The 25,449-nt window shown below is 66.0% G+C and carries 20 protein-coding genes; 11 read left to right on the forward strand and 9 right to left on the reverse strand.

Annotated elements, in window-relative coordinates; translation table 11 throughout:
- Positions 1-2: 2 nt before the first annotated feature.
- Positions 3-1,547: an NAD(P)H-hydrate dehydratase gene (locus DMR_RS08425; RefSeq protein ID WP_015860482.1), complete on the reverse strand. Its 1,545-nt coding sequence runs from the start codon at positions 1,545-1,547 to the stop codon at positions 3-5.
- Positions 1,548-1,801: 254 nt separating this feature from the next.
- Positions 1,802-2,893, reverse strand: a complete 1,092-nt coding sequence (locus DMR_RS08430) for an acyltransferase family protein (RefSeq protein ID WP_015860483.1) — start codon at positions 2,891-2,893, stop codon at positions 1,802-1,804.
- A 122-nt stretch (positions 2,894-3,015) separates the two neighbouring features.
- Between DMR_RS08430 and DMR_RS08435 the strand changes: the two genes are divergently transcribed.
- Positions 3,016-3,804 (forward strand): MBL fold metallo-hydrolase, encoded by a 789-nt coding sequence (locus DMR_RS08435; protein ID WP_015860484.1) that lies wholly within the window; start codon positions 3,016-3,018, stop codon positions 3,802-3,804.
- Positions 3,805-3,845: 41 nt separating this feature from the next.
- Here DMR_RS08435 and DMR_RS08440 read toward each other — a convergent pair whose 3' ends face one another.
- Complete coding sequence (locus DMR_RS08440) at positions 3,846-4,901, reverse strand: L,D-transpeptidase (protein WP_015860485.1); 1,056 nt, start codon at positions 4,899-4,901, stop codon at positions 3,846-3,848.
- The gene (locus tag DMR_RS08445; protein ID WP_015860486.1) at positions 4,876-5,598 is read right to left on the reverse strand and encodes a C40 family peptidase; all 723 of its coding nucleotides are present in this window, start codon (positions 5,596-5,598) and stop codon (positions 4,876-4,878) included. The genes DMR_RS08440 and DMR_RS08445 overlap by 26 nt, the downstream gene beginning before the upstream one ends.
- Positions 5,599-5,886: 288 nt before the next feature.
- Between DMR_RS08445 and DMR_RS08450 the strand changes: the two genes are divergently transcribed.
- From DMR_RS08450 to qrcD, 8 genes are all read left to right on the forward strand, one after another.
- Positions 5,887-7,449 carry an ASKHA domain-containing protein gene (locus DMR_RS08450; protein WP_015860487.1) on the forward strand — a complete coding sequence of 521 codons (1,563 nt, stop codon included), beginning with the start codon at positions 5,887-5,889 and terminating at the stop codon, positions 7,447-7,449.
- A complete protein-coding gene (locus DMR_RS08455; protein ID WP_015860488.1) occupies positions 7,439-8,911 on the forward strand; it encodes a small ribosomal subunit Rsm22 family protein in 1,473 nt (490 codons plus the stop codon). The genes DMR_RS08450 and DMR_RS08455 overlap by 11 nt, the downstream gene beginning before the upstream one ends.
- A gap of 101 nt (positions 8,912-9,012) precedes the next feature.
- Positions 9,013-9,570 carry a dTDP-4-dehydrorhamnose 3,5-epimerase gene (gene rfbC / locus DMR_RS08460; protein ID WP_015860489.1) on the forward strand — a complete coding sequence of 186 codons (558 nt, stop codon included), beginning with the start codon at positions 9,013-9,015 and terminating at the stop codon, positions 9,568-9,570.
- Positions 9,571-9,686: 116 nt separating this feature from the next.
- A complete protein-coding gene (locus tag DMR_RS08465) occupies positions 9,687-11,120 on the forward strand; it encodes a mannose-1-phosphate guanylyltransferase/mannose-6-phosphate isomerase (RefSeq protein ID WP_015860490.1) in 1,434 nt (477 codons plus the stop codon).
- A gap of 237 nt (positions 11,121-11,357) precedes the next feature.
- Positions 11,358-11,927, forward strand: a complete 570-nt coding sequence (gene qrcA, locus DMR_RS08470; RefSeq protein WP_015860491.1) for a menaquinone reductase multiheme cytochrome c subunit QrcA — start codon at positions 11,358-11,360, stop codon at positions 11,925-11,927.
- A 10-nt stretch (positions 11,928-11,937) separates the two neighbouring features.
- Positions 11,938-14,088, forward strand: a complete 2,151-nt coding sequence (qrcB, locus tag DMR_RS08475) for a menaquinone reductase molybdopterin-binding-like subunit QrcB (protein WP_015860492.1) — start codon at positions 11,938-11,940, stop codon at positions 14,086-14,088.
- Between the two features lie 21 nt (positions 14,089-14,109).
- On the forward strand, positions 14,110-14,868 hold the full coding sequence (gene qrcC, locus DMR_RS08480) for a menaquinone reductase iron-sulfur cluster-binding subunit QrcC (RefSeq protein WP_015860493.1): 759 nt from the start codon (positions 14,110-14,112) through the stop codon (positions 14,866-14,868).
- Between the two features lie 14 nt (positions 14,869-14,882).
- The gene (gene qrcD, locus DMR_RS08485; RefSeq protein WP_015860494.1) at positions 14,883-16,127 is read left to right on the forward strand and encodes a menaquinone reductase integral membrane subunit QrcD; all 1,245 of its coding nucleotides are present in this window, start codon (positions 14,883-14,885) and stop codon (positions 16,125-16,127) included.
- 262 nt (positions 16,128-16,389) lie between these two features.
- On the opposite strand, the gene mgtA is transcribed toward qrcD, so the two are convergent.
- From mgtA to DMR_RS08510, 5 genes are all read right to left on the reverse strand, one after another.
- Complete coding sequence (gene mgtA, locus DMR_RS08490) at positions 16,390-19,161, reverse strand: magnesium-translocating P-type ATPase (RefSeq protein WP_015860495.1); 2,772 nt, start codon at positions 19,159-19,161, stop codon at positions 16,390-16,392.
- A 214-nt stretch (positions 19,162-19,375) separates the two neighbouring features.
- Positions 19,376-20,458, reverse strand: coding sequence for an HprK-related kinase B (locus DMR_RS08495; protein ID WP_015860496.1), 1,083 nt, complete (start codon positions 20,456-20,458; stop codon positions 19,376-19,378).
- The gene (locus DMR_RS08500) at positions 20,455-21,339 is read right to left on the reverse strand and encodes a GAK system ATP-grasp enzyme (protein WP_015860497.1); all 885 of its coding nucleotides are present in this window, start codon (positions 21,337-21,339) and stop codon (positions 20,455-20,457) included. The genes DMR_RS08495 and DMR_RS08500 overlap by 4 nt, the downstream gene beginning before the upstream one ends.
- A gap of 29 nt (positions 21,340-21,368) precedes the next feature.
- Positions 21,369-23,000 (reverse strand): phosphate signaling complex PhoU family protein, encoded by a 1,632-nt coding sequence (locus tag DMR_RS08505; protein ID WP_015860498.1) that lies wholly within the window; start codon positions 22,998-23,000, stop codon positions 21,369-21,371.
- The gene (locus DMR_RS08510; protein WP_015860499.1) at positions 22,993-23,268 is read right to left on the reverse strand and encodes an amphi-Trp domain-containing protein; all 276 of its coding nucleotides are present in this window, start codon (positions 23,266-23,268) and stop codon (positions 22,993-22,995) included. The genes DMR_RS08505 and DMR_RS08510 overlap by 8 nt, the downstream gene beginning before the upstream one ends.
- A 318-nt stretch (positions 23,269-23,586) precedes the next feature.
- Between DMR_RS08510 and DMR_RS08515 the strand changes: the two genes are divergently transcribed.
- Together DMR_RS08515 and DMR_RS08520 are read left to right on the forward strand one after the other, a co-directional pair.
- Positions 23,587-23,769 (forward strand): Nif11-like leader peptide family natural product precursor, encoded by a 183-nt coding sequence (locus DMR_RS08515; protein WP_015860500.1) that lies wholly within the window; start codon positions 23,587-23,589, stop codon positions 23,767-23,769.
- A gap of 169 nt (positions 23,770-23,938) precedes the next feature.
- Positions 23,939-25,390 carry an inorganic phosphate transporter gene (locus tag DMR_RS08520; RefSeq protein WP_015860501.1) on the forward strand — a complete coding sequence of 484 codons (1,452 nt, stop codon included), beginning with the start codon at positions 23,939-23,941 and terminating at the stop codon, positions 25,388-25,390.
- Positions 25,391-25,449 lie beyond the last annotated feature (59 nt).

Consider the following 25,449-nt stretch of genomic DNA (forward strand, 5'->3'; position numbering starts at 1 on the left):
CGTTACTCCGTTGCGGCCCGGGGCAGCATGTCGGCGATTTCCGAGGCCAGGTTGCCCCGTGCGGGATAGGCGTCGGCGAGGGCTTCGCCGGCGCGACCATGCCAATACACCGCAAGGCTTGCGGCGAGCAAGGGGGAAAGACGGCGCGCCAGCAGACTGGCCAGCAGTCCCGAGAGCACGTCGCCCGAGCCGCCCACGGCCAAATTCGGGGCGATGACGGGGCTGACGGCCACATAGCCTTCGGGTGTGGCCACCACCGTGGCCGGCCCCTTGAGCACGGCCACGCAGCCGTAGCGCGCGGCCAGTTCCCGGGCCGAGGCCATCCGGTCGGCCTCCACGCCGGGGATGTCCGTGCCGAGCAGCCGGGCCGCCTCGCCGGGATGGGGCGTCATGACGGCGTTATTTTCTATTTTTGCCGCCAGTTCGCGGTCGTCGGCCAAGAAATGCAGGGCGTCGGCGTCCAAGACCAAGGGGCAGGGCAGGGGCAAAAGCGCGGTCAAAAAACCGGCCGTGTCGGGATGGCGGCCCAGGCCCGGCCCCAGGGCGAGGGCCCCGGCTCCGGCGGCAAACTCGCGCACGGCCTGGGCCTCGGCAGCCGTGAAATGGCCGCACGTGCCCATGGGCATGGTCATGACGTCGGGAAAACCGGCCTTGAGCGCGATTTCCACCGCGCCGGGACAGGCCACGCTGACCAGCCCCGAGCCGGCCCGAAGCGCCCCAAGGCCGGCCAGAAGCGGCGCGCCGGTAAGCCCCCGGCTGCCGCCGACCACAACCACCCGGCCGGCGCTGCCCTTGTGGAGCAGCGGATCGGCCGGGCCGACAAGCCCCATGACGCGCGGGGCGATGCGCCCGGCCCGGCAAGGGTGACGCTCCTTGATAAGGGTCGGGATGCCGATGTCGCGCACCAGCAGCTTGCCGACAAAGGGCGCGGCCGGGGCGGCGACCAGCCCGGTCTTGGCCGCCTCGAAGGCCACCGTGGCATCGGCCCGCACAGCCACGGGCGAAGGCCGGCCATGCAGGCCGTCCAGGCCCGAGGGAATGTCCAGGGCGAAAATGTACGACCGCCCGGCCAGCCGGTTGACGGCCTCGACCACGGCCGCCATGTCCGGCCGCAGCTCGCCGCGAAAGCCCGTGCCAAGCAGCCCGTCCACGATGATGTCGGGCGCGTCGGCCCCGGAAAGATCCGCCTTGACCAGGGCAATCATGGGCAGGCCAAGCTTGGCCGCCAGCCGGACGTTGTAGCCGGCTGCGCCCTTGTACTGTCCCCGGGGGCGGGCCAAGGCCAGGGTCACGTCCGCGCCACGGTTATGCAGATGCCGGGCCAGGGCCACGGCGTCGCCGCCGTTGTTGCCCGGTCCGGCCAGCAAGAGCACCCGCTTGCCGGCCAACTCACCCACCTCGCCAACCAGGGCGTGATAGGCCTCGCGGCTGGCGTTTTCCATGAGCGCCAGGAACGACATGCCGCACTCGGCCACGCTGGCCTGATCCCAACCGGCGATTTCCTCAGGGGTCGGCAAGGGATCAAAGGGACTGGCATCTTGGGACATGGGCGTCTCCTGTGGGCGGAGAAGAGTAAAGAGGGAAGACGAAGAATGCCTCCGGCGGCCGGGAGGGGGTAACCCCCTCCCGGACCCTCCCTGTCTGGGGCGGGCCTTGGGGCTTCAGGCATAGCCTGAAGTCCCAAGGCCCGCCCCGAACAGGAAGGCTGCGGGGAGACCGCAGGCCATGTCGGGGGTCCGGGGGCCTGAGGCCCCCGGCGGGGCGCGGGGCGGAGCCCCGCTCTTCGTTTTCTCTTCTCCTCCTATTTCTTGGCGTCAAAGCGCGCCACGAGGTCGTCCTGGACGCGCGACAGGTAATAGGACAGCGGCAGGCTGACCACGGTCAGCAGGCACATGGCGGCGAAGGGGTGCAGATGGCCGCGTAGCAGATCGGCCCCGTAGCCCAGGATGGGCTGGTGGAGCAGATAGAAGCTGTAGGAGGTGGCGGCGGCCAGGGCCACCGCCGGCTTGGCCCCGATGCGGGCCATGGCCGGCCAGACGAAAAGCGTTCCGGCCAGCCCCAGGCAGGCGACGGTGAGGAGCATATGGGCAAGCAGGGCCGGCAGGGCGCTTTTGAAGACAATGGCCAAGGGCAGGGCGGCGTAGGTGGCGGCCAAAAAGCCGATGAGCCAGGTCGTGGGCACGCCGGTTTCCAGGTCGCCCTGGCGCGGGGCGGCGGCCCGGGCCTTCCAGGCCATGGCGAAGGCCATGCCCAGGGCGAATTCCGGCAGGCGGTAGGGCAGGTTGAAGTAGAGCATGTAATCGAACAGCGCGGCCGTGTCGCTGACCTTGGCCAGAAGCGACAGGATCAGCCACAGGCCCCAGCCGGCTCCGACGCAGACGGCGGCGGCCTTGGCCGGGCTGTACTTTTCGAAAAGCTTCAGCAAAAGCGGGAAGGTCAGGTAGAACTGGGCGAGCAGGCCCATCCACCACAGTGCCGGCTCCAGGCAGAAAAAGCGGGTGGGGTCGAAGGTCTGGACGAAAAAGAGCTTTTCGGCCACGCAGGCCCCGAGCGCGGCCAGGGGCATGGCTCCGGCAAGCAGGGCCACCAGGCTCCACAGGGCCAGGGACAGGTAGTACTGCGGGGTGATGCGGCCAAAGCGGCGGCGGAAGAAGTCGAAGTAGGCCATGGGCGGCTTGCCGCCCGGATTGGCGTGGGGCAAGGTGAGGACGAAGCCGGTGATGGCGTTGAAGACCACGACGCCGAGATAGCCTTGGCTCATGATGTCGCCGAGGATGGGGCCGAAGGGATTTTGCGCGCCGCCGTCGGGCAGCACGGTCCAGACGTGGTAGAAGAAGATGGCGAACATGGCCAGAACCCGGATGCTTTCGATCTGGGTGACGCGGCGCTGCATGAGGGCTTCCTTTGCTGTTTGGGGTGCGACGGGCGCGCCGGTTGTGCGGCGCGCGGGGCGTTAGCGTCCCAGGACTTTGGCGAAAAGCGGCAAATATTGCAAGGTTGCGGAGGTTGTCGGCCATGCGGGTGGTTTTTGTGGGCGTGGGCGAGGCGTTTGACGAGGGGCTGGCCAACACGAGCCTGTTTGTGGCCGGCCTGGCCGGCCTGGCCGGCGAGACGCGGCGCACGGTCCTGCTCGACTGCGGCTTCACGGCAGGGGCGGCGTTTTTCGCCTGTCCGGCCATTGCCCCGGCCGACCGTCAGGATGGGCCGGACGCGGTCTGGATTTCCCATTTCCACGGCGACCATTTCCTGGGCCTGCCCTGGTTGATCGCCCGGCTCCACGAGCAGGGGCGCTCGCGGCCGCTTTGCGTCCACGGCGGGGCCGGGGTTGCGGCCAAGGTGCTGGCCGCCCTGGATCTGGCCTATCCGAATCTGCGGGAGAAGCTGTCATTCGAGATTGTCGGGATCGAGGCCCGGCCGGGCGTGGCTTTCGACCTAGCCGGTTTTGGCGCTCGGGCGGAGTTGACCGGGCACGGCGCGCCGTGTCTGGGGCTGCGGCTCGAAACCCGGCTTGGGGCGCTGTATTACGGCGGCGACGGGCCGATGACGGCCAAGGGGCTGGAGCTGGCTTCGGGGTGTTCCCTGGCCGTGCTGGAAGCGTACGGCCTGGAAGCGGGCGTGCCCGGCCACGGCTCGGTGTCCGAGGCTGTCGAAGCGGCCGAAGCGGCCTGGGTCGAGGCGTTGGCCGTGGTCCATGTGCGGCGCGAGGTGCGCCGGGAGCGCGGCGACGCCATCCGCCGGATGCTCACCGACGCCTCGATCCGGGCGTTTCTGCCCGAGCCGGGGGAGGTCTTCGAAGCTTCCTAGGGCGTATTCCCGGCGATACGCCCCAACAGAAGGGCGTGCTGCTAGTTCGAGGCGCTGCCCAGGGCCGAGTCGCCGACCACGAGGTAGCTGCCTGGGTGGGAGACCGGGGCGCGGTCGCGGCGCAGCAGCCACATGTCGCGCTCCTTGTCCGTGGCCGCGATCTGCTCGTAGTGGCGGTCGAGGATGGAGCGGCTGTCGAGGAAGGCGTTGGCCGCCGCCGACACCCGCACGCAGCCCTTGGAATCCGGGCCGCCAAGGCGCGGTTCGCCCTGGTCCGGGTCGGTGGCGTGCATTAAGAGGCGCATCTGGCTGTCGTAGACGCCCTGGCGGAACTGGCGCGGGGCCTGCTGGTAGCCGAAATCCCACACCCGGCTGCCGCGCGCGCCAAGGCCGCGCCAGCCCTTGCTGTTTTTGCTGCCCTCGGCCCGGTAGCCCCAGTTTTCGGGCAGATGCTCGAAAACGCCCACCGGCGTGATGAATGAGTCCTCCCGGGGCCGCAGCTTGCCCGAGGAGATGAAATCCGCGCCGACAAAGGCCACGCGTTTGGCCTGCGCGTCGTAGTAGGCCAAAAGCAGCAGTTGGGTGGCCGGGTTGCGGTCGGCGTAGACGAAATACTGGCTGGCTGCGAGATCGGCGTTGGCGGCCTGGAGCCGGGCCAGGGCGTCGGCACGGGCGGCGTCGCGGAAGGCCTGGCCGGGGTCAGTGAGCAGTTCCAGATGGCGCTGGCCGGCCTTGCCGGAAAAGCGGGCCATGGTCCGGGCCGTGACCGCACTGGCGAACTGCCGGCCGACTTCAAGGAGTTCCTGGCGCACGGCGGCATCGGCTACGGCGGCGGCTTCGGCCTCGTAAAAGGGCGTGGCCTTGGCCGGCGCAGCGGCGGTGGGCGTGGCGGCCGGCTTGTCCTTGGCCGCCAGGGCCAGGCCCGGCAGCCAGACGGTTAAAAAGACGGCCAAAAGCCCGGCCACGGCCCATCGGCCGGCCAGGGAAAGGGCCGCCTGACGAAAAAGCGGGCCTCCCGTCCGAGGGAAACCCGCTTCGTGAGCCTTTGGGCAGGACACGCCGCGAACGGCGCTAGAAGACCCGACGGCCTCCCGCATAATGCGTTCTCCAGTAATCTTCTTCGAGGTGGGAGATGGTGACGTTTTTGCCTTGGCTGGCGCTGTGGATGAACTTGCCGTCTTCCAGATAAATGCCGACGTGATTGACGCCCCGTTTGGAGCGGAAGAAGACGAGATCGCCCTTGCGCAGATTGTTTTTGGCCACCATGGAACCCACCTGGTACTGCTCCCGGGAGGAGCGGGGGAGGTGGATGCCGTAGCGGTTGAAGACCCAGGTGGTGAAACCGGAACAGTCGAATCCGGAGTTGGGGTCGCAGCCGCCGGAACGGTAGCGCGTGCCGAGCTGGGTATGGGCGGTGCGCAACATGCGGTCGTAGACACCGCCTTTGCGCTGCACCGAGGTCAGCTCGAAAAGGTTGTCGCTGATAAGCTTGTCCGGCGAGGCCGCGGCCTGCATCCGGGGGGCCGATGCGGCGCTGGGAGCCGGCGTGGAGCCGCCCTGGTCGAACAGGTTGCCGGAGATGAGGTTGTTCTCGGCGGCGGCGATGAGCTGGGCTTCGTGGTCGCCAGCGACCAGGAATTTGTTGCTGGCGTTAAAGCCCTGGTAGTCTTCGAAATTGTAGGAGTAGGTTTTAGGTTTCGAGGTGCACCCGGCCAGGGCGAGGGCCAGGACCGCCATGACGACGTAGGGTTTGAGCTTGGTTAGGCCTTTGGCGTGTGCGCGCGCGTCGGTCAAAACGTTTCCTCCTTGCTGGAGTTGCCGGCCGGGGCCGCTTCCACGTTTCCGCATAAACCTTTCGGTTTCGTGGGGCCGCTGATCGCCTCGAAGCGTGGACCGTTTGCTCGGTCCACCAGGACGATTTTTCGTTTGCATCGCCGGATACAGTTTCGAAAGGTAGAGTCCCGTTTAAAAGCTTCAAAAATCCGCGTCAAGGTTATTTTGACAATTTAATAAATTGAAATCTCCTTCCCGGCCCTTTCCGGGCCTTGTCCGGGAAGCGGAAATGGGGAACACTCGGCGGAAATGGCGAACATTTTTTTTCTTGTCGGGCCGGGCGGACAGCGGGCGGTGACGGCCCGGCCCGGCGACACCTTGGCTCGGGCGCTTTTCCGGGCCGGCTTTTTCGTGGGCGTGCCCCTGTGCGCCGGTCTAGGACGTTGCGGCCGCTGCCGGGCGCGCTTTGCGGCCGATGCGCCGCCGCCCTTGCCGGCCGAACTGCGTCGGCTGTCCCCGGACGAGCTGGCCGCCGGCTGGCGCTTGGCCTGCCTGCATCCGGCCCGGGGCGGCGAACGTCTGGAACTGCCCGAGGGCGCGACCACTCCGGCCGGGCCTCCTGTCGCGCCGACGCCTGAAGCGGCCGGCGACGGCCCCCTGGGCCTGGCCGTGGACCTTGGCACCACCGGTCTGGCTTGGCGGCTGGTGTCCCTGGCCGACGGCACGGTGGCGGCCCAGGGGCGCGGGGTCAATCCCCAGCTTGGGGCCGGGGCCGAGGTGGTCTCGCGCCTGGCTTTTGCCCTGGAACCCGGCGGCGGCGACTATCTGCGCCGGCTGGTTGTGGATGAACTCAAGCGGTTGGCCGTCCCCGCCGGCCCCAGGCTCGCCGCCCTGTGCGTGGCCGGCAATGCCGTCATGATGTCGATTTTGTGCGATAAGCCCTTGGGCGGTTTGGCCCATGCGCCCTATGGCCTGTCGTGGCGCGGCGACAGCCTGGAACGCCTTGATCCCGGCCTGCCGCCGGCCTATGTGCCGCCGCTTTTCGGGCCTTTTGTCGGCGCCGACATCGCCGCCGGTCTGACCGCCCTGGTGCGGCAAGCGCCGGCCTACCCTTTTTTGCTGGCTGATTTGGGCACCAACGCCGAGCTGGTGCTGGCCCTTTCCCCGGACCGCTATCTGGCCGCCAGCGCCCCGCTGGGGCCGGCCCTGGAAGGCGTGGGCCTGTCCCAGGGAGCCATGGCCGGGCCGGGCGTGGCCGTGGCCTTTGCTCTCACCCCGGCCGGCATCGTGCCGGAATTTTTTGACCCCGATCATACTGGAGCGCCGCGCGGCATAGCCGGACCGGGCTATCTGTCCCTGACCGCGCGACTGGTCGAGCAGCAAATCCTTGACGTGGACGGTCGATTCGCTACAACCCCGGCCGCGACCCCGCTTGGCCGGCGTCTGGCCGCCCAGGTCGGACGCGCCCACGGCGAACCGTATTTCGAAACCGCCGGCTGCCGGCTGCCGGCCGGCGACGTCGAGGAGTTGCTCAAGGTCAAGGCGGCCTGCAATCTGGCCGTTTCGGCGCTTCTGGCTGCCGCCGGCCTGGCCACGGCCGATCTGGCCTCGGTCCATCTGGCCGGGGCGTTCGGCGCGGCCGTATCGCCGGCCGATCTCGAAACCCTCGGCTTTCTGCCGCCCGGACTGGCCGGGCGCGCCCATGTGGCCGGCAACCTGTCCCTGGCCGGCGCGGCGCTGTTTCTGGCCGACGCCCCAAGCCGCCGTCAGGCGGCCGGGCTTGCCGCCCGCACCACACTCGTTCCCCTGGTCGACGCCGCCGATTCCGGCGAGGCCTTCATCCAAAGGATGGTTTTTTCCTATGTCCTCTGACGCCGCCGCCGTGCCGGCTCGTCCCGGCGCCAAGCGCCTGCTTGCGCCCCTGCCCCCGGACGTCCGCGCCCGGCTCGAAGCCTATCCCGAATTGCTGCGAAAGGCCTTGCCGCTGCGCCCGGGCCTGGTGCGCGAACTGCCCAAGGTCGTGCGCGAACTGTCCCTGTCGCTGACCGCCGAGCGCGAAGGCGGCCCCCGGCCGGGCTACTTGAGCGACCCGAAGGTGCTGTCGGCCTATCTTTGGTATTATCTGCCCTGGAACCTTGTACGTCTGTCGCGTCTGCTGCCTGGCCTCGACCTCGACATTCCCGACGGCGGGGTGGTCTGCGACCTCGGCAGCGGCCCCTTGACCTTCATCCAGGCCCTGTGGCTGTCGCGGCCTGATCTGCGCAAGCGGCGGCTGCGCATCACCTGCGTGGACCGCTCCAAGCGGGCCCTGGAACTGGGGCTGGCCCTTTTCGCCGAGCTGGCCGGCTTCGACCCCACCCGCCCGGACGCGCCCTGGCGCATCCGCGTCACCCGGGGCGAATACTGGCAGGGATTGACCGACGGAGCCGATCTCGTGGCCATGGTCAACGTGGCCAACGAGCTGGCCGGCAAGGTCCGCGAACCGCTGGACGAGCGCATGGAGCGCGTGGCCGCCCAACTGTCCGAAAGCCTCGTGCCCGGCGGCCGGGTCCTGGTGGTCGAGCCCGGCACGCGCCTGGGCTGGCGCTGCCTGCTGGGGATGCGCCAGGCCTTTGTCGAGATGGACATGGATATTGCCGCCCCCTGCCCCCACCGCGAGGAGTGCGTGCTCTTGGCCGGGCGCACCCGGGCCTGGTGCCATTTCACCATGTCGCCGGTGGGTTCGCCCCGCTGGCTGACCGCTTTTTCCGAGCGGGCCGGCCTTGGCAAGGAGCGCCTGAGCCTGTCTTTCCTGCTGGCCCGCAAGGCCCGCCCTGCGCCCAGTGGCGGGGCGCGGGTGGTGTCCGGGGCCTTTTCCCTGGCCGACGTGCCGGGCAGCGCGGTTTACGGCTGCTCGGCTTCCGGGCTGCTGGTGCTGTGTTCCCCGGACCGCCGTCCGCCCGCCCCGGGCGACCTGCTGGCCGTGGACGTGCCGGCCGGCGCGCCGCTCGACGCCAAAAGCGGCGCGCCGCGCGTCATGCTCGCCCCGGACCCGTCCGGCGTGGGGTCGGCGGAGCCCCGGGCCGCAACCGGCCGTGCCCCCGTCCCTGGGGACAAGGCGGCCCGCGGCCAGGAGCGCCGCTCCGGTTCGACCAAAGCCGGGGCCGGTTCCCGGGAGGAAAAGGGCGGCAAGCGACGTCCCCGGCCGGGCGGCGCGCCCGGAGCGTCGGGTCCGGCCGGCGCGCCTGGCTCGTCGCGCCAGTCGCCGGGGAGCAAGCCGCCCCGTCCGGCCGGGAAGGGCCAATCCTCAGGATCGGGCAAACCGGGCCGGCCGCCTCGTTCGCGCCGGGACTAAAGGCCGCGACGGTTGTTGTCCAAGGCCGCGAAATACGTTACAAGCGCCCATTCATTCCGCATGGCCGAAGCATTCGGCAAGCGTAGCAAAGGAGGTCCCGCGTGGAGGTGTCGCCAACCGGCATCCCGGGGCTTGTCGTGATCAAACCGAACGTGTTCGGCGATCACCGGGGTTTTTTTCTGGAGACCTACAGCCGGGAGGCTTACGCCAAGGCCGGCCTCGATTATGATTTTGTGCAGGACAACCACGCCCGCTCCGGCCCCAAGGGCGTGCTGCGCGGCCTGCATTTCCAACTGCCGCCGGCTACCCAGGCCAAGCTCGTCTGGGTGACCCGGGGAGCGGTCTACGACGTCGTGGTCGATTTGCGGGTGGGGTCGCCCACCTATAAAAAGTGGTACGGCATCGAGCTTTCCGCCGACAATTTCCTGCGGTTCATGGTGCCCCGGGGCTTTGCCCACGGCTATGTGACCCTGACCGAGGACGCCGAATTCATGTACAAGGTCGATGCTCCTTACGCGCCCGACCTGGACGCCGGCATCGCCTGGGACGACCCGGACATCGGCATCAATTGGCCGGTCACCGATCCTGTCCTGTCGCAGAAGGATGCGGTCCAGCCGCGTCTGGCCGCCCTGGGTTCCCCGTTCGTCTACGAACCCTAGGAACTCCTTGAAACCCGAGTGGTTACGAGTGAACACGATTTACGAGCGCCTTGCGTCACTTCCGTAGGCCTGCCGTTTGATGGCGTGACGCAACGCGAATTGGAGAATCCGCGGCTATGAGCAATTCCGATGTCGGGACATCCTCTGGCGGACGTTATGCCCTGATTTTGGCCGGCGGCTCGGGCACGCGCCTGTGGCCTCTTTCCCGGACGCTTCTGCCCAAGCAGTTGCTGGCCCTGGGCGGAGAGGCGACCCTGCTCCAGTCCACGGCCGAGCGCGTGGCCAAGGCCTTTGCCCCGACGGGCATCGCCGTGGTGACCAACGAGGAACACGTTTTTGAAGTGCGCGCCCAGTTGCGCGGCCAGCTCCCGGACGTGGACAGCGCCGTGGTGGCCGAACCCGTGGGCCGCAACACCCTGCCGGCCATACTCCTCGGACTGGCCCCCATCGTGGCCGCCGATCCCCAGGCCGTTGTGGGCGTGTTTCCAGCCGACCACCGCATCGACGACGTCGCCTCCTGGGTGCGGGCCATGGACCGGGCGGCCGAGCTGGCCCGGGACGGCTGGTTTGTCACCTTCGGCATCCCGCCCAAGGCCCCGGAAACGGGCTACGGCTACATCCACCGGGGAGAGGCCCTGGGCGAGGGCGGCTACGCCGTGCTGGGATTCACCGAGAAACCGGACCGGGAAACCGCCGAAGCGCTTCTGGCTAGCGGCGAGTATTCCTGGAACAGTGGCATGTTCGTGTTTCGGGCCGACGTTTTTCTGGATGCCGTGGCTGTTCATGCGCCGGTTCTTCACGACTGGTGGCAGGCCCGGGGCAAACGTCCCCTGGCCGACGGCTACGCCGGCATTCCCGACGTCTCCGTGGACTATGGCGTGGTGGAAAAGCTTGACCGCATCGCCATGGTGGAGGCGGGCTTCGACTGGGACGACCTGGGGAGCTGGGAGGCGCTGTACCGGCTTGGCCGGCGCGACGCCAGCGGCTGCGTGATCCAGGGCGACGTGCTGGCCCTGGACTGCTCGAACTCGCTCTTTTTTTCACAAGGTGGGGCTCTGGCCGTGGCCGGGGTCAAGGACCTTATCGTCATCCAGACCAAGGACGCCACCCTGGTGTGCCCGGTGACCGAGGCCCAGCGGGTCAAGGACGTGGTGGGGGCGCTCAAGAAACAGGGCAGCAAGCTCGTCGAGGCCCATGTGACGGTGCGCCGGCCCTGGGGCAGCTACACCGTGCTGGAAGAAGGGCCGAATTTTAAAATCAAGCGCATCGAGGTGTTGCCCGGCGCGCGGCTGTCGCTGCAGATGCACCACCACCGGGCCGAGCACTGGGTGGTAGTTTCGGGCACGGCCTTGGTCCAGGTGGGCGAACGGGAAATTTTGCTTACGGACAACCAGTCCGTGGACATTCCCAAGACCAGTCTGCACCGGCTTTCCAACCCCGGAAAGGTGCCGGTCGAGATCATTGAAATCCAGTCGGGGCCGTATCTTGAAGAAGACGACATCGTGCGCTTCGACGACATCTACGGCCGCGAGGGCAAAAGCCCCAAATAGAGTCAGCAACAGGCCGGGGATTCGTGAATTTTTTCATTAGACCTTGACACGGAAGAAGCAGGCTGGGTAAAAAGCGCGGTGCGACAATCCGCGCCGAGGTGAGGGGACAAATCCTCGGAGGGGTTCGTGACGTGGCGACACGTCTTTCTTTCATCCGCCTTTCCCCGTGGGGGGGAAGGGGCCGTTGGGCGTCTTTGCGCCCGGCGGACAACCAGCAAAGGCATGGGCAGGGGACGTATGGAGGAGAAAAGATCGAATTCGGCCGGCGGTGTGGGCGGCATGGCGCTTTTTGCCCTGATCGGCTTCGTCGGCGCCCTGGTGGTGGGGTGGGGCATCTTCCCGAAGATGCTGTACAGCCAAAAGACGCAACCTATTCGTTTCAGTCACACGGTCCATACCCAGCTGGGCATTGAGTGCGAGCAGTGCCACCATCTGGGTCCCGACGGCCGCTTTGCCGGCCTGCCTTCCACCGAGTCCTGCGCCGAGTGCCATGGCGAAGAGACCGGCGATACCTCTGCCAACGGCAAGGAAATCGACAAGTTCGTCAAGGATTACGTCAAGACCGGCCGGCAGGTGCCCTGGCTTGTGTACCAGTACCAGCCCGACAACGTGTTCTTCTCCCACGCCGCCCACAAGGGATTCGAGTGCACCAAGTGCCACCTCGACGTGGCCAAGACGGACACTCCCCCGCCGTACTACGAGAACCGTCTGAGCGGTTACAGCAAGGACACCATGAAGATGTGGGAATGCGAACGCTGCCACGCTTCCATGGGCACCAGCAACGCCTGCTTCGTCTGTCATAAATAAGGGGGGAGAAATGGGACTTGATCGCAGAGCTTTCCTCGGTCTTGTGGCGGGTGGTACCGTTGGCGCCATGTTCACCCCCATTCCGTGGAAATTGATTGACGACGCTTCTATCTGGACCCAGAACTGGCCGTGGATCCCCCGGGTTCCCAAGGGCCAGGTCGATTACGTGGCCACCACCAGCAAGCTGTGCCCGGCTGGGGAAGGCCTCAAGATCATGCGTGTGGCCGGCAACCCGATTCTGGCCGGCGGCAACCCTTCGCATCCGTTGTCCTGCGGCGGCGTCTCCGCCCTGGCCCGGTCCGAAGTCTACATGCTCTACAGCCCGGCCCGGATCAAATCGCCCATGAAGCGCAACGGCAAGACCTTTGCCCCCATCACCTGGGAGCAGGCCCTTGTCGAGATGGCCGAGAAGCTCGGTGCGGCCAAGGGCGCGGTGGCCTCCATCTCCGGCGACAACACCGGCACCATCAATGAAGTCCTGACCGCCCTGACGGCCAAGCTCGGCAGCGCCGGCAGCTTCATGATGCCCTCCGAAGCCACCACCGCCGCCAAGGCCATGAAGCTCATGGGAGCCCAGGGACAGGCCGGCTACGACTTCGAAAACGCCGATACCGTCCTGGTCCTTGGCGCGGACATCTTCGAGACCTGGGGCACTTCCTCCAGGAACCGCAAGGCCTTCGGGGCCAACCGCCCGGCCGGGGCCAAGCCCGCCAACACCTACGTTTACGTCGGCCCCAGCCGCAACAACACCGCCGCCGTGTGCGACCAGTGGGTTCCGGCTGCCGCCGCCGATCTCGGCGTGGTGGCGCTGGGCATCGCCTGGCACCTGCTCAAGGCCGGCGCGACCAGCAACGCTCCAGGGTTCGACACCTTCAAGGCCGTGGTCAACGGCGGCTTCGGTCCCGAAGACGTCAAGCGGGCCACGGGCGTGGCTCCCGAGACCCTGGCCGCCATCGCCAAGGCCCTGGCTTCGGCCAAGGCCCCCCTGGTGGTCACCGGCTCGCCCTTCGGACAGGGCCTGGGCGCGGCCCCGGTCATCGCCGGCATGTCCCTCAACATGCTCCTGGGCCGCATCAACAAGCCCGGTGGCGTTTACATGCTGCCGGAACTGCCCTCGGTGGTCCCGGGCGCGCTGACCCGCGCGGCCATGCTCGACGGTGATCTGCCCGCGTTTCTCAAGGGCGTGGAGTCCGGCAAAACCCCGGCTCCCAAGGCCCTGCTCATCTATGACGCCAACCCGGCCTACGGCCTGCCCGAAGCGGCGACCATGGCCAAGGCCCTGGAAAAGATCCCGTTTAAGGTAAGCTTCTCCTCCTTCATGGACGAGACCGCCGCCCTGTGCGACTTGGTGCTGCCCAACTCGCTGCCCTTGGAGCGCTACGACGACGTGGCCACGCCCTACGGCTCCGGCTTTTGCGTCTACAGCCTGGTGCGGCCCATCCAGAAGCCCATCTGCGACACCAAGACCACCGGCGACGTGCTGCTTGGCCTGGCTCGCAAGCTCTCCATTGACCTCAAGTTCGACAACTTCCAGCAGGTCATCAAGGAAAAAGTCGCCAGCCTAGCCAAGGTCAGCGGCGGTTTCGTGGCCAAGGACGTCATGCCCTGGCAGGTCGCGGCCGGAAAGCCCGCGCCCGCCCTGGTCGGCGGCGACCTCTGGAAGGCCCTGGAAGCCGGGTACGCCTGGACCATGGTCGGCCAGGCGGCCCAGACCGCCATGGGCTTTGCCGCCGAAGTGGTGGCCAAGGCCGTCAAGGCCGGCAAGCCCGCCACAGCCACGGTGCTGGCTCCCTACGCCCAGTTGCGCACCGGCACCCCGGTCACCGGCATGCCCTGCCAGGATCTGACCACGGTCCCGGACACCGAGCTTCTCGGCGACACCACCTTCATCCGCGTCAACAGCGAGACGGCCAAAACCCTGGGCCTCAAAAAAGGCCAGATGGTCAAACTGTCCGGCGCCGGCGTCGACTGCCAGGCCAAGGTCCACATCTTCGAAAGCGTCATGCCCGGCATGGTCTCCGCCCCCCTGGGCTTCGGCCATACCGCCTTCGACTACTACAGCCAGGGCAAGGGAGCCAACTACCTCTCGCTTGCCGCCGTGGTCGAAGAGCCGGGCTCGGGCCTGTCCATGTGGATCGCCCCTGAAGTCAAAATCGCCTAACGAAGGGAAAGGGAAGCCGTCATGTCCGGACAGAAAAAGGAATTCCCGATCACCTGGGGCATGGTGATCGATATTGACAAATGCACCGGCTGCGGAGCCTGCATGGCCTCCTGCCAGACCGAAAACAACGTCGAACCCCAGCGCGAGGCTTCCAACAAGCTGCGCGCCACGTCGTGGATGCTCGTCTATGAGCTCACCAACGACAAAGCCTTCCCGAATCACGACATTGCCTATCTGCCCCGGCCCTGCCAGCAGTGCGGCAATCCGCCCTGTGTGTCCGTGTGCCCGGTCATCGCCACGGACAAGAACGAGGACGGCGGCATCGTGAGCCAGGTCTACCCCCGTTGCATCGGATGCCGGTACTGCGTGGCCGCCTGCCCCTACCACGTCCGTTACTTCGGTTGGTACGACCCCATTTGGCCGGAAGGCATGGAGAAGACCCTGTCTCCCATGACCTCGGTGCGCCCTCGCGGCGTGGTCGAGAAATGCACCTTCTGCCATCATCGCTGGACCCAGGCCAAGGACGCCGCCCGCGTCGCCGGCAAGGATCCCGATAACCTCGATGACGGGGCCTACGTCACCTCTTGCGTCCAGAATTGCCCTTCCGGGGCCCTCGCTTTCGGGGACATCAAAAACCCCAAGCACAAGGTGCACGAGCTGGTCAAAAGCCCCTACGCCTTCCGTCTGTTGGAGCGCCTGGGCACCGATACCCAGGTCTACTACATCAGCCGGCGGGAATGGGTCCGCAAGCTCGGCGACAACTACCTTAAAAGCGAGTAATCGGGGGGGATGCAATGAGCTTTATTGAAATCGAAAAAACCTGGTACCCCGAGGGCGTCGAGCGTTGCTCCCTTGGGAAGTTCATGAAGTGGCTGAGCGTGTTGGGCGTCGTCGCCCTCTACGGCTTCTTCGCCATGATCGTGTGCTTCGCCTACGGCCTTGGCGTCACCGGCCTGGACAACTACTTCGGTTTCGGCCTGTGGATCACCTTCGACCTGGCCGTCATCGCCCTGGGCGCCGGAGCCTTTTTTACCGGACTCCTGCGCTACATCATCCGTATCGACGAACTCAAAAACATCATCAACCTGACCGTCATCAAGGGCTTTATCTGCTACTCCGGGGCCATGCTCATCCTGTCCCTGGACGTCGGCCAGCCCATCCGGTCGTGGTTCGGCTACTGGCACCCCAACGTCCACTCGATGCTGACGGAAGTCATCTTCTGCATCACCTGCTACCTGATGGTGCTCATCATCGAGTACATTCCGCTTATCCTTGAGCAGAAGCAGATCAACAAGATCCCGTTCCTGCACAACCTGGCCCACCAGATGCACGTGGTCATGCCGCTTTTCGCCGGCATCGGCGCGTTCCTCTCGACCTTCCACCAGGGGTCGCTCGGCGGCATGTACGGCGTCATGTTCGCCCGCCCGTACGCTTTCCGCGACGGGTTTTTCATCTGGCCCTGGACGTTCTTCCTGTTCGTCCTGTCGGCCATCGCCTCCGGCCCGTGCATGACGGTGCTGATCTGCGGCTTCATGGAAAAGATCACCGGCCGCAAGCTCACCACCTACCGGGTCAAGTCGCTCATGTGCAAGATCGGCGGCACCATGCTGCTTATCTACACGGTGTTCAAGTACCTGGACACCTGGGCCTGGATCAACGACATCCTGCCCCGGGCCGGCCTGACCTTTGACCAGATGTTCTACGGCATGGTCTACGGCAAGTGGCTGTTCTTCTCCGAACTGGTGCTGTGCCTGATCGTCCCGGTCATCTGCCTGCTCACGCCCCTGCGCAAGAAGCCGTTCTTCATGTACACGGGCGCCATCCTGGCCTGCGCCGGCGTGGTCATCAACCGCTACGTCTTCACCGTCCAGGCCCTGGCCCAGCCGGTGCTGCCGTTCACCAAGTGGGAGATCTACACGCCCAACTGGGCGGAATGGGCCACCTCGCTCATGGTCATCGCCTACGGCTTCATCATCATGAGCCTGTCCTACCGCTATCTGCCGATTTTCCCCCAGGAAGTCGGGCTCAACAAGAAGTAGGACCGCGTTTCCCCCGAAACGTCCAAGCCCGGCCGCGCAAGCGGCCGGGCTTTTTTTCGACTGGTCGGGCTTGGTCATGGCGCGATGTCAGCTTTGACGCATCGCATGGATCTGGTTGCGCTGGTCCCCGCGACGCGGTAACCGTCGCGCCGCATCCAATAACGCTCCATGCGCTTGTTTTGCCTGCACGACACGGACAAGCCCCGGCGCGCTGCCCATGAAGGCGCGCGCCGGGGCTTGTTATCGATGGCCTGAACGACGCCTAACCGACCGCGGTGATGCGCCGCACCACCCAGGTTTTGACGATCTGGGCCAGGCACATGTAGGCGAAGATGACCAGGGCGATAAACCCCCAATAATGGGCCGGCGGCACGACCAGGCCGAAGGAGGCGGCCAGGGGCGAGAAGGGCAGCCACACCCCCAAGGCGCAGATGGCCAGCGTCGTAAGCCCCAGCGGCAAGCTGGAGCGGCTTTGCAGGAAGGGAATGCGGTCCGTGCGGATGACGTGGACAATGAGCGTCTGGGACAGCAGCGATTCGATGAACCAGCCGGTCTGGAACAGCGCGGCGTTGTCCCAGGCATGGAAAACATGCAGTAAAATGAAGAACGTGACGTAGTCAAAGATGGAACTTACCGGGCCAAGCCAGACGATGTAGCGCCGGATGTCGTCGATGCGCCAGCGCCGGGGGGCCTTGACGATGTCGTCGTCCACGTTGTCCGTGGGAATGGCCGTCTGGGAGAAGTCGTACATGAGGTTGTTGACCAGGATCTGGATGGGCAGCATGGGCAGGAAGGGCAAAAAGGCGCTGGCCCCGAGCACGCTGAACATGTTGCCGAAGTTGGAACTGGCCCCCATGCGGATGTATTTGGTGATGTTGAAGAAAATCTTGCGGCCTTCGACCACGCCGTGCTCCAGCACGTGCAGGCTTTTTTCCAGCAAAATGATGTCGGCCGACTCCTTGGCCACGTCCACGGCCGAATCCACCGAGATGCCGACGTTGGCGGCCCGCAGGGCCGGGGCGTCGTTGATGCCGTCGCCCATGAACCCGACCACATGGCCCCGGGCGCGAAGCGCGGCCACGATGGCTTCCTTTTGCATGGGATCGAGCTTGGCGAACACGTGGCAGCTCTCCACGGCCTCGGACAGCTCGGCCGGACGCATGGCCGCCACCATGTCGCCGGTGATGATGTGGTCCCCGGCGTCAAAACGCACTTCGCGGCAGATCTTGGCCGTGATGACGGCATTGTCGCCGGTAACGATCTTGGGCTGGATGCCATGGGCCAGCATGGTGGCCAGGGCGTCGGCGGCGGTGTCCTTGGGTGGATCGAGGAAGGCCAGATAGCCCATGAGGGTCAAGTCGGACTCGTCGGCCACGGCGAAGTCGTGGCGCGAACCGTCGACTTCCTTATAAGCCAGGGCCACCACCCGGAAACCGTCGTCGTTGAGTTCGTGGACCAACTCCTGCATGGTTTCGCGGTGGTCGGCGTCCAGGAGCGAGGTCACGCCGTCGTGGAGGCAGTCATGGCTTTTGGAGAAGACTTCCTCGGCCGCGCCCTTGCAGATAAGCACCGCCTTGCCGGTCTGCTTGTCGCGCACGATGACGCTTAACCGGCGGCGCATGAAGTCGAAGGGGATCTCGTCAAGCAGCTCGTAACGGTTGGGATCGATGGCCGAGGCGGCGTCGTCGCCCGAGGTGATGACGGCCAGGTCCAGGGCGTTTCGCAGGCCCGTTTGCAGCTTGCTGTTGACGTAGGCGTATTCCAGCACCGAGCAATCCTCGCGGCCGGTGACGTCGAGGTATTTTTCCAGGATGATCCTGTCCTGGGTCAGCGTGCCGGTCTTGTCCGTGCACAGCACGTCGATGGCCCCGAAATTCTGGATGGCGTCCAGGCGCTTGACGATGACCTTGTGCTTGGACATGGCCAGCGCCCCCTTGGACAGGCACACCGTCACCACCATGGGCAGCATTTCCGGGGTCAGGCCCACGGCCACGGCCAGGGCGAACATGAACGCGCCCATCCAGTCGCCGCTGGTTGCGCCGTTGATGAGAAAGACAAAGGGCACCATGACCAGCATGAAGCGCAGCATGAGCATGGTGAAATTTTTAATACCCTTGTCGAAATCCGTCTCCACCCGCTTTTCCGAAAGCTTGGCCGCGATGCCGCCGAAATAGGTGCGCGCTCCGGTGGCCACTACCAGGGCGGCGGCCGAGCCCGAGACCACGTTGGCTCCCATGAAGCACATGGCCGGATCGTTCAGTCCCGTCTCCCCCTCGGGGGCGGCCTCGCCGAAGGGGCGGGCGGTTTTCTCCACGGGCAAGGCCTCGCCGGTCAGCATGGCCTGGTTGACGTGGAGATCCTTGGCCCGCACGAGCTGGACGTCGGCCGGGACCATGTCGCCGGCGGAGAGCAGCACCATGTCGCCCGGGACCACCTGGGCCATGGGAATTTCCGTCTGCTGCCCGTCGCGCAGGACCGTGGCCGTGGTGTGGACCATCTTGCGCAGTTCCTCGGCGGCGGTGTCGGCCTTGGCCTCCTGGATGACCTTGAGGGTCACGCCCAGGACGGCCATACCGATGATGACCACGGCCGAGCGGACGTCGTTGGTGGCGTAGGAGATGGAGCCGAGCACAAACAGCAGGAGCACCAGCGGGTTTTTGACCGCGTCAAACAGGCGGCTTAGCAGGGTGATCCGCTTGGCGGCGGCGGCCTGGTTGGGGCCGTACTTGGCCAGACGCTCCCGGGCTTCGGCGGCGGAAAGCCCCATGGCGGCGGGCTTGGCGACCGGGACGGGTTCGGTGAGGCGCTCGCCGGCCTCGGCCACGTCCCGCCACAAGGCGTTCAGGTGCTGGAAGGCCTCGTAGGGTTCGACTTTTTGTTTGGCGGCCAGGGCCGCGAAGACATTGGCTTTCTGTACGAAGTGTTCCAGGGTTTTGACAAAGGCCGCTTCCGGGGCCAGGCGCAGGCCTTCGGGGCCGAGGGCGGCCGGGTGGGGGGGAGCCTGGGGTGTCGCTTGCTGCGGGGGTTGCGTCATGACGCCTCCTTCGATTCGATGCGCGGGGGAGGCCGGTCCAAGCACCGGCAAGGACTCCCCCGATGCCGCATCAGGCCCTACAAGCCGGGGATGGCTTTCTCATGACTGAAGCAAGACGGACAATCACCTTACTAAATTGGCATTTTGCCGGCTGTGCGCCGGTTTGGCGTCCTGTGTCCGCCTACTCTTGGGCCACAACCTTGGGCCATGGCCGTTACCGGCGCACCGCAGCCAGAAAATCCAGGCTGGCCTGGGCCGCCTGGTGGAAGTCCACGCCGCCGTCGATTTCCAGCACCGGCAGGTCGCCCAACAGTTCCAGATAGGCCTTCTGGCTAGCCATGGACGGCTCGGAGGGGTCCTCGAATTCGTAGAAAAGCCCCACGTCCTTCATGAAGGCCGGCATGAGGTCGCGCCGGTCGGCCAGGCGCACCCGGGCGGCGGTCATGGGCGAGGCGTCGCGCTTCCAACGCAGGATGACCAGCCCGGCCATGGGGCAGGCCAGCTTGAACCGGCCCGGGCCGAAGCACTCGTCGATAAAGGCGTCGTACTTGTGCTCCAGGTCCCACAGCTCGGCGGCGGGCAGGGCCGAGAACCGGGCCCGGTCGACGGCGTCCATGACCGGAGCCAGGCTGGGGTTGTTGAGCACCGTGCCGGGGTTGACCCGGGGCATCTTGGCCACGCCGTGCATGACCAGGCCGTCGCCCTCGCGGGAAACCATGACCCGGTCGTTGCTGATGAACTCCGTGCCGCAGCGCATGATCTCCAGGGCCAGGGTCGATTTGCCGGCCCCGGAAAAACCGGCGATGACCAGGCCTTGGCCGCCTTGGGCGACGCCGGCGGCGTGGAACAGCAGCGCCCCGCGCTTTAAGCGCCATTCGATGAAGCGGTTGTTGATGAAGTTGACGATCTGGTTGTCGTTGTCCAGGCACGGCCCCACGGCGTAGTTCTTGCCCTGGCCGAAGAGAAAGACGAGGCCGGTGAGGAGCTTTTTGACCACCCGGCCGTCGGCAAGGTCGATGGAGGCTTCCTTGAGCTTGGTCTTGCCCGGTTCTCGGGGGTGGACGGCAAAGGGGAGATCGAAGTCCGGCGGCCCGGCCTCGATGGCCGTGACCTCGATGACGGTCGTGCCGCCGCTGCCGAGGAAATCGCGGAAGTAGCGGCCGAGCTTTTCCGACAGGGCCTGGGAGTTGGTGGCCACGGCCACGGTCACGTCGTCAAAGGTGACTTCCAGACGGTGGGCCAGGGGCGCGGTTTCCAGGACGGGGGCCATAAGCCCGGCGATGGTCGGGGCGCTCATGCGATCTCCCCCAGGACATAGTCGGCGTAGGTGCCGGCCGCGTCCAGGCCGCAAGCGTCGAGGAGTCCCCGGAAGCCGCCGAAGGCCGAGACTTCGTAGATGGCCGCGCCGGATGGGGTTTCCACCACATCCACGCAGGTGAAGGCCATACCCGGGAACAGGTTCTGGGCCTTGCGGGCCAGTTCGATGATCTCGTCCGACGGGTTGTGGGGCACGTAGCGGCCGCCGGTGCGGGTGGTGGTGTCCCAGGAGTTGCCGCTGCCCTGGCGGGCGTAGGTGGCCAGATATTGGCCGCCCAAAAACGACACGCCGAGATCGAGATGCCCGCCGGCGTGGGAGACCATCTGCTGGATGTACATGACCCGGTTGCCGGCGGCCTGGTAGTCGGCGATCTCCTCGTGCATGTCCGGGCCTTCCTCGATGACGGTCATGCCCCGGGCCTTGGAGCTGTACAGCGGCTTGAACACGGCCCGGCCGTAGTCCGAGACGGCGGCGGCGGCTTCGCTGACGTCCTCGGTGACGGTGGTCGGCGGCATGGGGATGCCGCCCCGGCGCAGCACGGCCGTGCCGCTTAGGCGGTCAATGAGCCGAAACATGCTGTCCGGGTTGGAAAACACCGGCAGCCCGCCGGAATGGAGAAAACGCAGGATCTCCATGCGGTCCAGGGCGTCGGGGGTATAGGACGGGGCGATTTTCTTGACGATGATACCGTCAAGTTCCGTCAGGTCGTTGTCCTTGTAAAAGGCCTTGCCCGTTTCCAGATCCAGGCGCACCTCGGCCATGTCGATGCACAGGCGATAGCCGGTGCGGGCTTCCAGGGCGTCCAGCAAACGCAGGGTGGACCAGCCGCCGGGGATGCCCACCACGCCAATCTTTTTCATGTTTTTCTCCATGGTTGCAGGCAGGTTGTCTAGTAGCACAAAGCGTCGATGGGCAGCTTGAAGTCGGCCGGGTCGCCGGCATGGGCGGCCACGTGCTGCAGCAAAAAGACGCCTCGGTTAAACATGAGCCGGGCGAAACGTTCGCTCAGTTCGAATCGGGTCGAGGTCATAAGCGACCGGCCAAGGCCCAGGGCCAGCCGGATGTCGAAGGTCGTATCCCCATGCTTGGCGGCAAAAGCGGCGGCGAAGCGGCGCATCTCCAGGATGACGGCGGAAAGGACGCTTCGCCGGGCCTTGTCGAAGATGGGCAGGCGGAAGTTGGAGACCATGTAGACCGAGACGTCCTGCACCAGGTCGGCGTCGGCCGAGCGGTGCAGGTCGATGTAGTGGATGCGGTTCTCGGCCGGATCGTAGAGGATGTTGTTGGTGTTGTAGTCGCCGTGGATCAGCACGGTGTAGGGCGCGGCAAGGGTGCGCTCCACGGCCTCGGCGGCGTCGACAATTTCGTCCAGGGACGGCAGGGGATAGGAGCCGATGGCCTTGGGCTTGACCCGAAAGCCCGGGTGCACGGCGAGCACCTCGGGCAGGCGGGCGCGCAGTTGCTTGCTGTAGCCGGTGGGCTGGGGGCCGGGGGTCAGGGTCTTTTCCCAGAGTTCCCCGGCGGCGGCGCACTGGGCGGCCACGGCCCGGGAGAGCAGCTTGAGGTCGCCGGAAAGGGACAGGTCCTGGATGGTCTGGCCGGGCAAGAGCTCAATGAGCATGGAACTGGTCTTTTCCCCTTCGCGAAAGGCCTCCAGGTGCGGGGCCAGACCCGGCATCAGGGACTCCCAGCGGGCGAAGTTGGCGGCTTCCTGGCGCAGCTTGCCGGTGTCGCCGTCCTTGAAGATGACTTCCTTGTGGCAGTCGCCTTCGCCGCCGCGTTCCTGAATCCGGCCGATGCGGCAGCCCGAGCGGGTGCCCCAGATGGAGGCGAATTCCACGTCGGACAGCGGGTTTTCGTGGCCGGCGGCGGTCAGGATGTCGTTTAAGGCGGTGAACTGGCGGATTTTGAATTTGTCGCCGGTGATGGCGAAGATGGCTGCCTCGCCGATGTTGAGCAGGGCGTCGCCCATGCGTTCGAGGTAGCGGAAGATAAACAGGGTGGTGAGCAGATCGCCGGTGTTGAAGCCCGTGCGCAGTTCGTCGCGGATGCGGTCGAACTCCTGCTTGTAGAGCCGGTCGAGATGCAGCTCGCAACGGCAGATTTTGAGCGCCGCGGACATGTCGCGCTCCAGCACCGCCTTGGGCATCCAGCCCAGGGCATTTTGGATTTCCTGGAAAAACGGCTTGTAGGCGTAGCGCAGCAAGCACCCCGGGTCGTCGTAGTGGCGCGTTTGGCGTACCACGTTGACGGCATGGTCGCCCACCCGTTCGAGGTTGCTGCCGATGATGTGAAATGCCCGGATGCGGGCCACTTCCGGGGCGGTGGGCCGGGTTTCGCCGTGCAGGGTGGCGAAACAGGCGTTTTCGATGACGCTTTTCAAGTTGTCGATATAGTCGTCGCGGGCCTCGATCTTGGCGATGGCCTTTTCGTCACGGTGCTTGAGGACTTCGATGGTCCCGGCGATCTGTCGCTCGATCTCCACGAGCAGGAATTTGAAATTGCGCTCGATCTCAAGCATCGTCTTCGTCCCGGGCGGTGATTAAAAGCGGCGCGGAACATTCCTGTTCGCGCTCCTTCCAGCGGAAGGTCAACTTGAGTTTGCGGTCCTCGCCCTTGGCCTTGCCTTCCACGGTGACGGCCACCAGCCCCTTGGGGATAAGGCGCAGCACGTCCTCGCCCTGGGACAGGGTGATCTCGCCGGAGGCGAAACCGTCGCGCACGGCCTCCAGATAGGCGGCGATGACGTCGGGCTGCTGCAATCCGTCGTATTTGAAAAGCTTGTTCACGCACTTCCTCCTTGGCGGCCCGGGGAGACGATCCGGGCGCGTCCCTGGCTGTAGCACCCGATTATGAAGAAAAGGTGAAGCCCGGCTTGTTTTTTTGCACAGCGGCCGGGTTTTCCCACGCCGCGCGTTCGTCATGGGAGACTCACGCAACCTTCATCGGTTTGGCCTGTACGCGGCCGGCCCGATTGGGCTAGTGTCGCGTCCGCGACAAGCGCCTCTGGCGTTTCCCGGGCAACGATGAAAACCACCATTTTTTCTTAAAAAATACGCCCGTATTTTTTAAGGGAAGCGACAAAAGGGGCAGGCACGGAGGAGGCCATGAGTCAGGAAGCCATCGATCAATTTCTGGCCTGGTTGCAGGCCGACAAGGACCGGCTGCTGCTGGTCGGCGGCCTGCCGCTCTCCGAGTTGGTGGCCCACGCCGCCGCCCACGGGTTTATTTTCACCGTGGAGGAACTCAAGGCCAGGCAGGCCCTGGTGCATCTGTTGGAAGGCACCTAGCGTCGCGCCCCCCTCTCCGAAATAAATATGTTGGTATTTTGGGGGAGTGCAATGGTTTTTCGCTTGTTGCCGGCAAAACGCTCGCTGCTTTTTTCAAGGATACGCCACGCGGAGGGGCGGTTTGGTCGCCGCTCGCGCCCGCTTTCCCCCACCCGCACCGGAGTACGGCATGTTGCAGTCCCTTGCCAGCCTTGACGGCCATACCCTGATCCTGTTGTGCCTGTCCCTGGGCATCGCCCTGGCCTTTGAATTCGTCAACGGCTTTCACGACACGGCCAACGCCGTGGCCACGGTGATCTACACCAAGGCGCTACGGGCCACCACGGCCGTCGTCCTGTCGGGCATCTGCAATTTTCTCGGTGTGCTGCTTGGCGGCATCGCCGTGGCCTATTCCATCGTCCATCTGCTGCCGGTGGACCTGCTCGTGTCGGTCAACTCCAACCTTGGGTTGGCCATGGTCTTTTCCCTGCTCGTCTCGGCCATCCTGTGGAACTTCGGCACCTGGTACCTGGGGCTGCCGGCGTCGAGCTCGCACACGCTCATCGGCGCGATCCTGGGCGTGGGCTTGGCCAACGCCGTGCGCGAAGGGCTGCCGGCCGGGGCCGGGGTCAACTGGCACAAGGCCATCGAAGTTGGCTTGTCGCTTTTTATCTCGCCCATCATCGGCTTTGTCCTGGCCGGTGGGCTGCTGCTTTTGCTGCAACGACTCCTCAAAAATCCGGCCCTGCACCGGCCGCCCCAGGGCGACGCGCCGCCGCCGCCGGCCATGCGGGCGGCGCTGATCCTCTCGGGCTTGGGCGTGAGCCTGGCCCATGGCTCCAACGACGGCCAGAAGGGGGTGGGCCTTATCATGCTCATCCTCATCGGCATCCTGCCCGGGGTCTATTCCCTGGACGCCGACCTGTCGCCCGGGGAGACGGCCATGGTGCGCCAGGCGGCGGCCCGGTTCACCGATTATTTCGACGCCCACCGGCTGGAGATCGACAAGGCCTACGCCAGCGGCGCGATCCGGGAGCTGCCCGAAAAAGCCTCGGCCGTGAACTGCGACGTGCGCGGGGCCGTGGCCGCCTCGGAAGATATCCAGCGCCAGCTAGCCCTGTATGATTCCATTGCCGCCATCCCGGCCGGGGAACGCTGGGAGCTGCGCACCGACATCCTGTGTCTGGACGACGCCGCCCGGATCATGCAGGGGCTTTCGGGCAGCGCCGCCGAGCGGGCCGAGATCGAGCAACTGCGCGAAACCTTGCGCCGGCCAACGGAATACGCCCCAAGCTGGGTCATCATGGCCGTGTCCCTGGCCCTTGGCGTGGGCACCATGGTCGGCTGGAAGCGCATTGTGGTCACCATCGGCGAGAAGATCGGCAAGACCAAGCTCAGCTACGCCCAGGGCGCTTCTGCCCAGATCGTGGCCATGGCCACCATCGGCCTGGCCGACGGCCTGGGGCTGCCGGTGTCCACCACCCACGTGCTGTCTTCCGGCGTGGCCGGGACCATGGCCGCCCACAAAAGCGGCCTGCAGATGCGCACCCTGCGCTCCATCGCCATGGCCTGGGTGTTCACCCTGCCGGCGGCCATGCTGCTGGGGGCCGGGTTCTTTTTCCTCTTCACGGCCTGGCTGTAGGGCCGACGCTGTCCGGCTTCGTCCGCTTTCTGCGGTTCCTTCAGGCCGCTTGACGGTAT

The organism is Solidesulfovibrio magneticus RS-1 (assembly GCF_000010665.1).
Taxonomy (GTDB): Bacteria; Desulfobacterota; Desulfovibrionia; order Desulfovibrionales; family Desulfovibrionaceae; genus Solidesulfovibrio; species Solidesulfovibrio magneticus.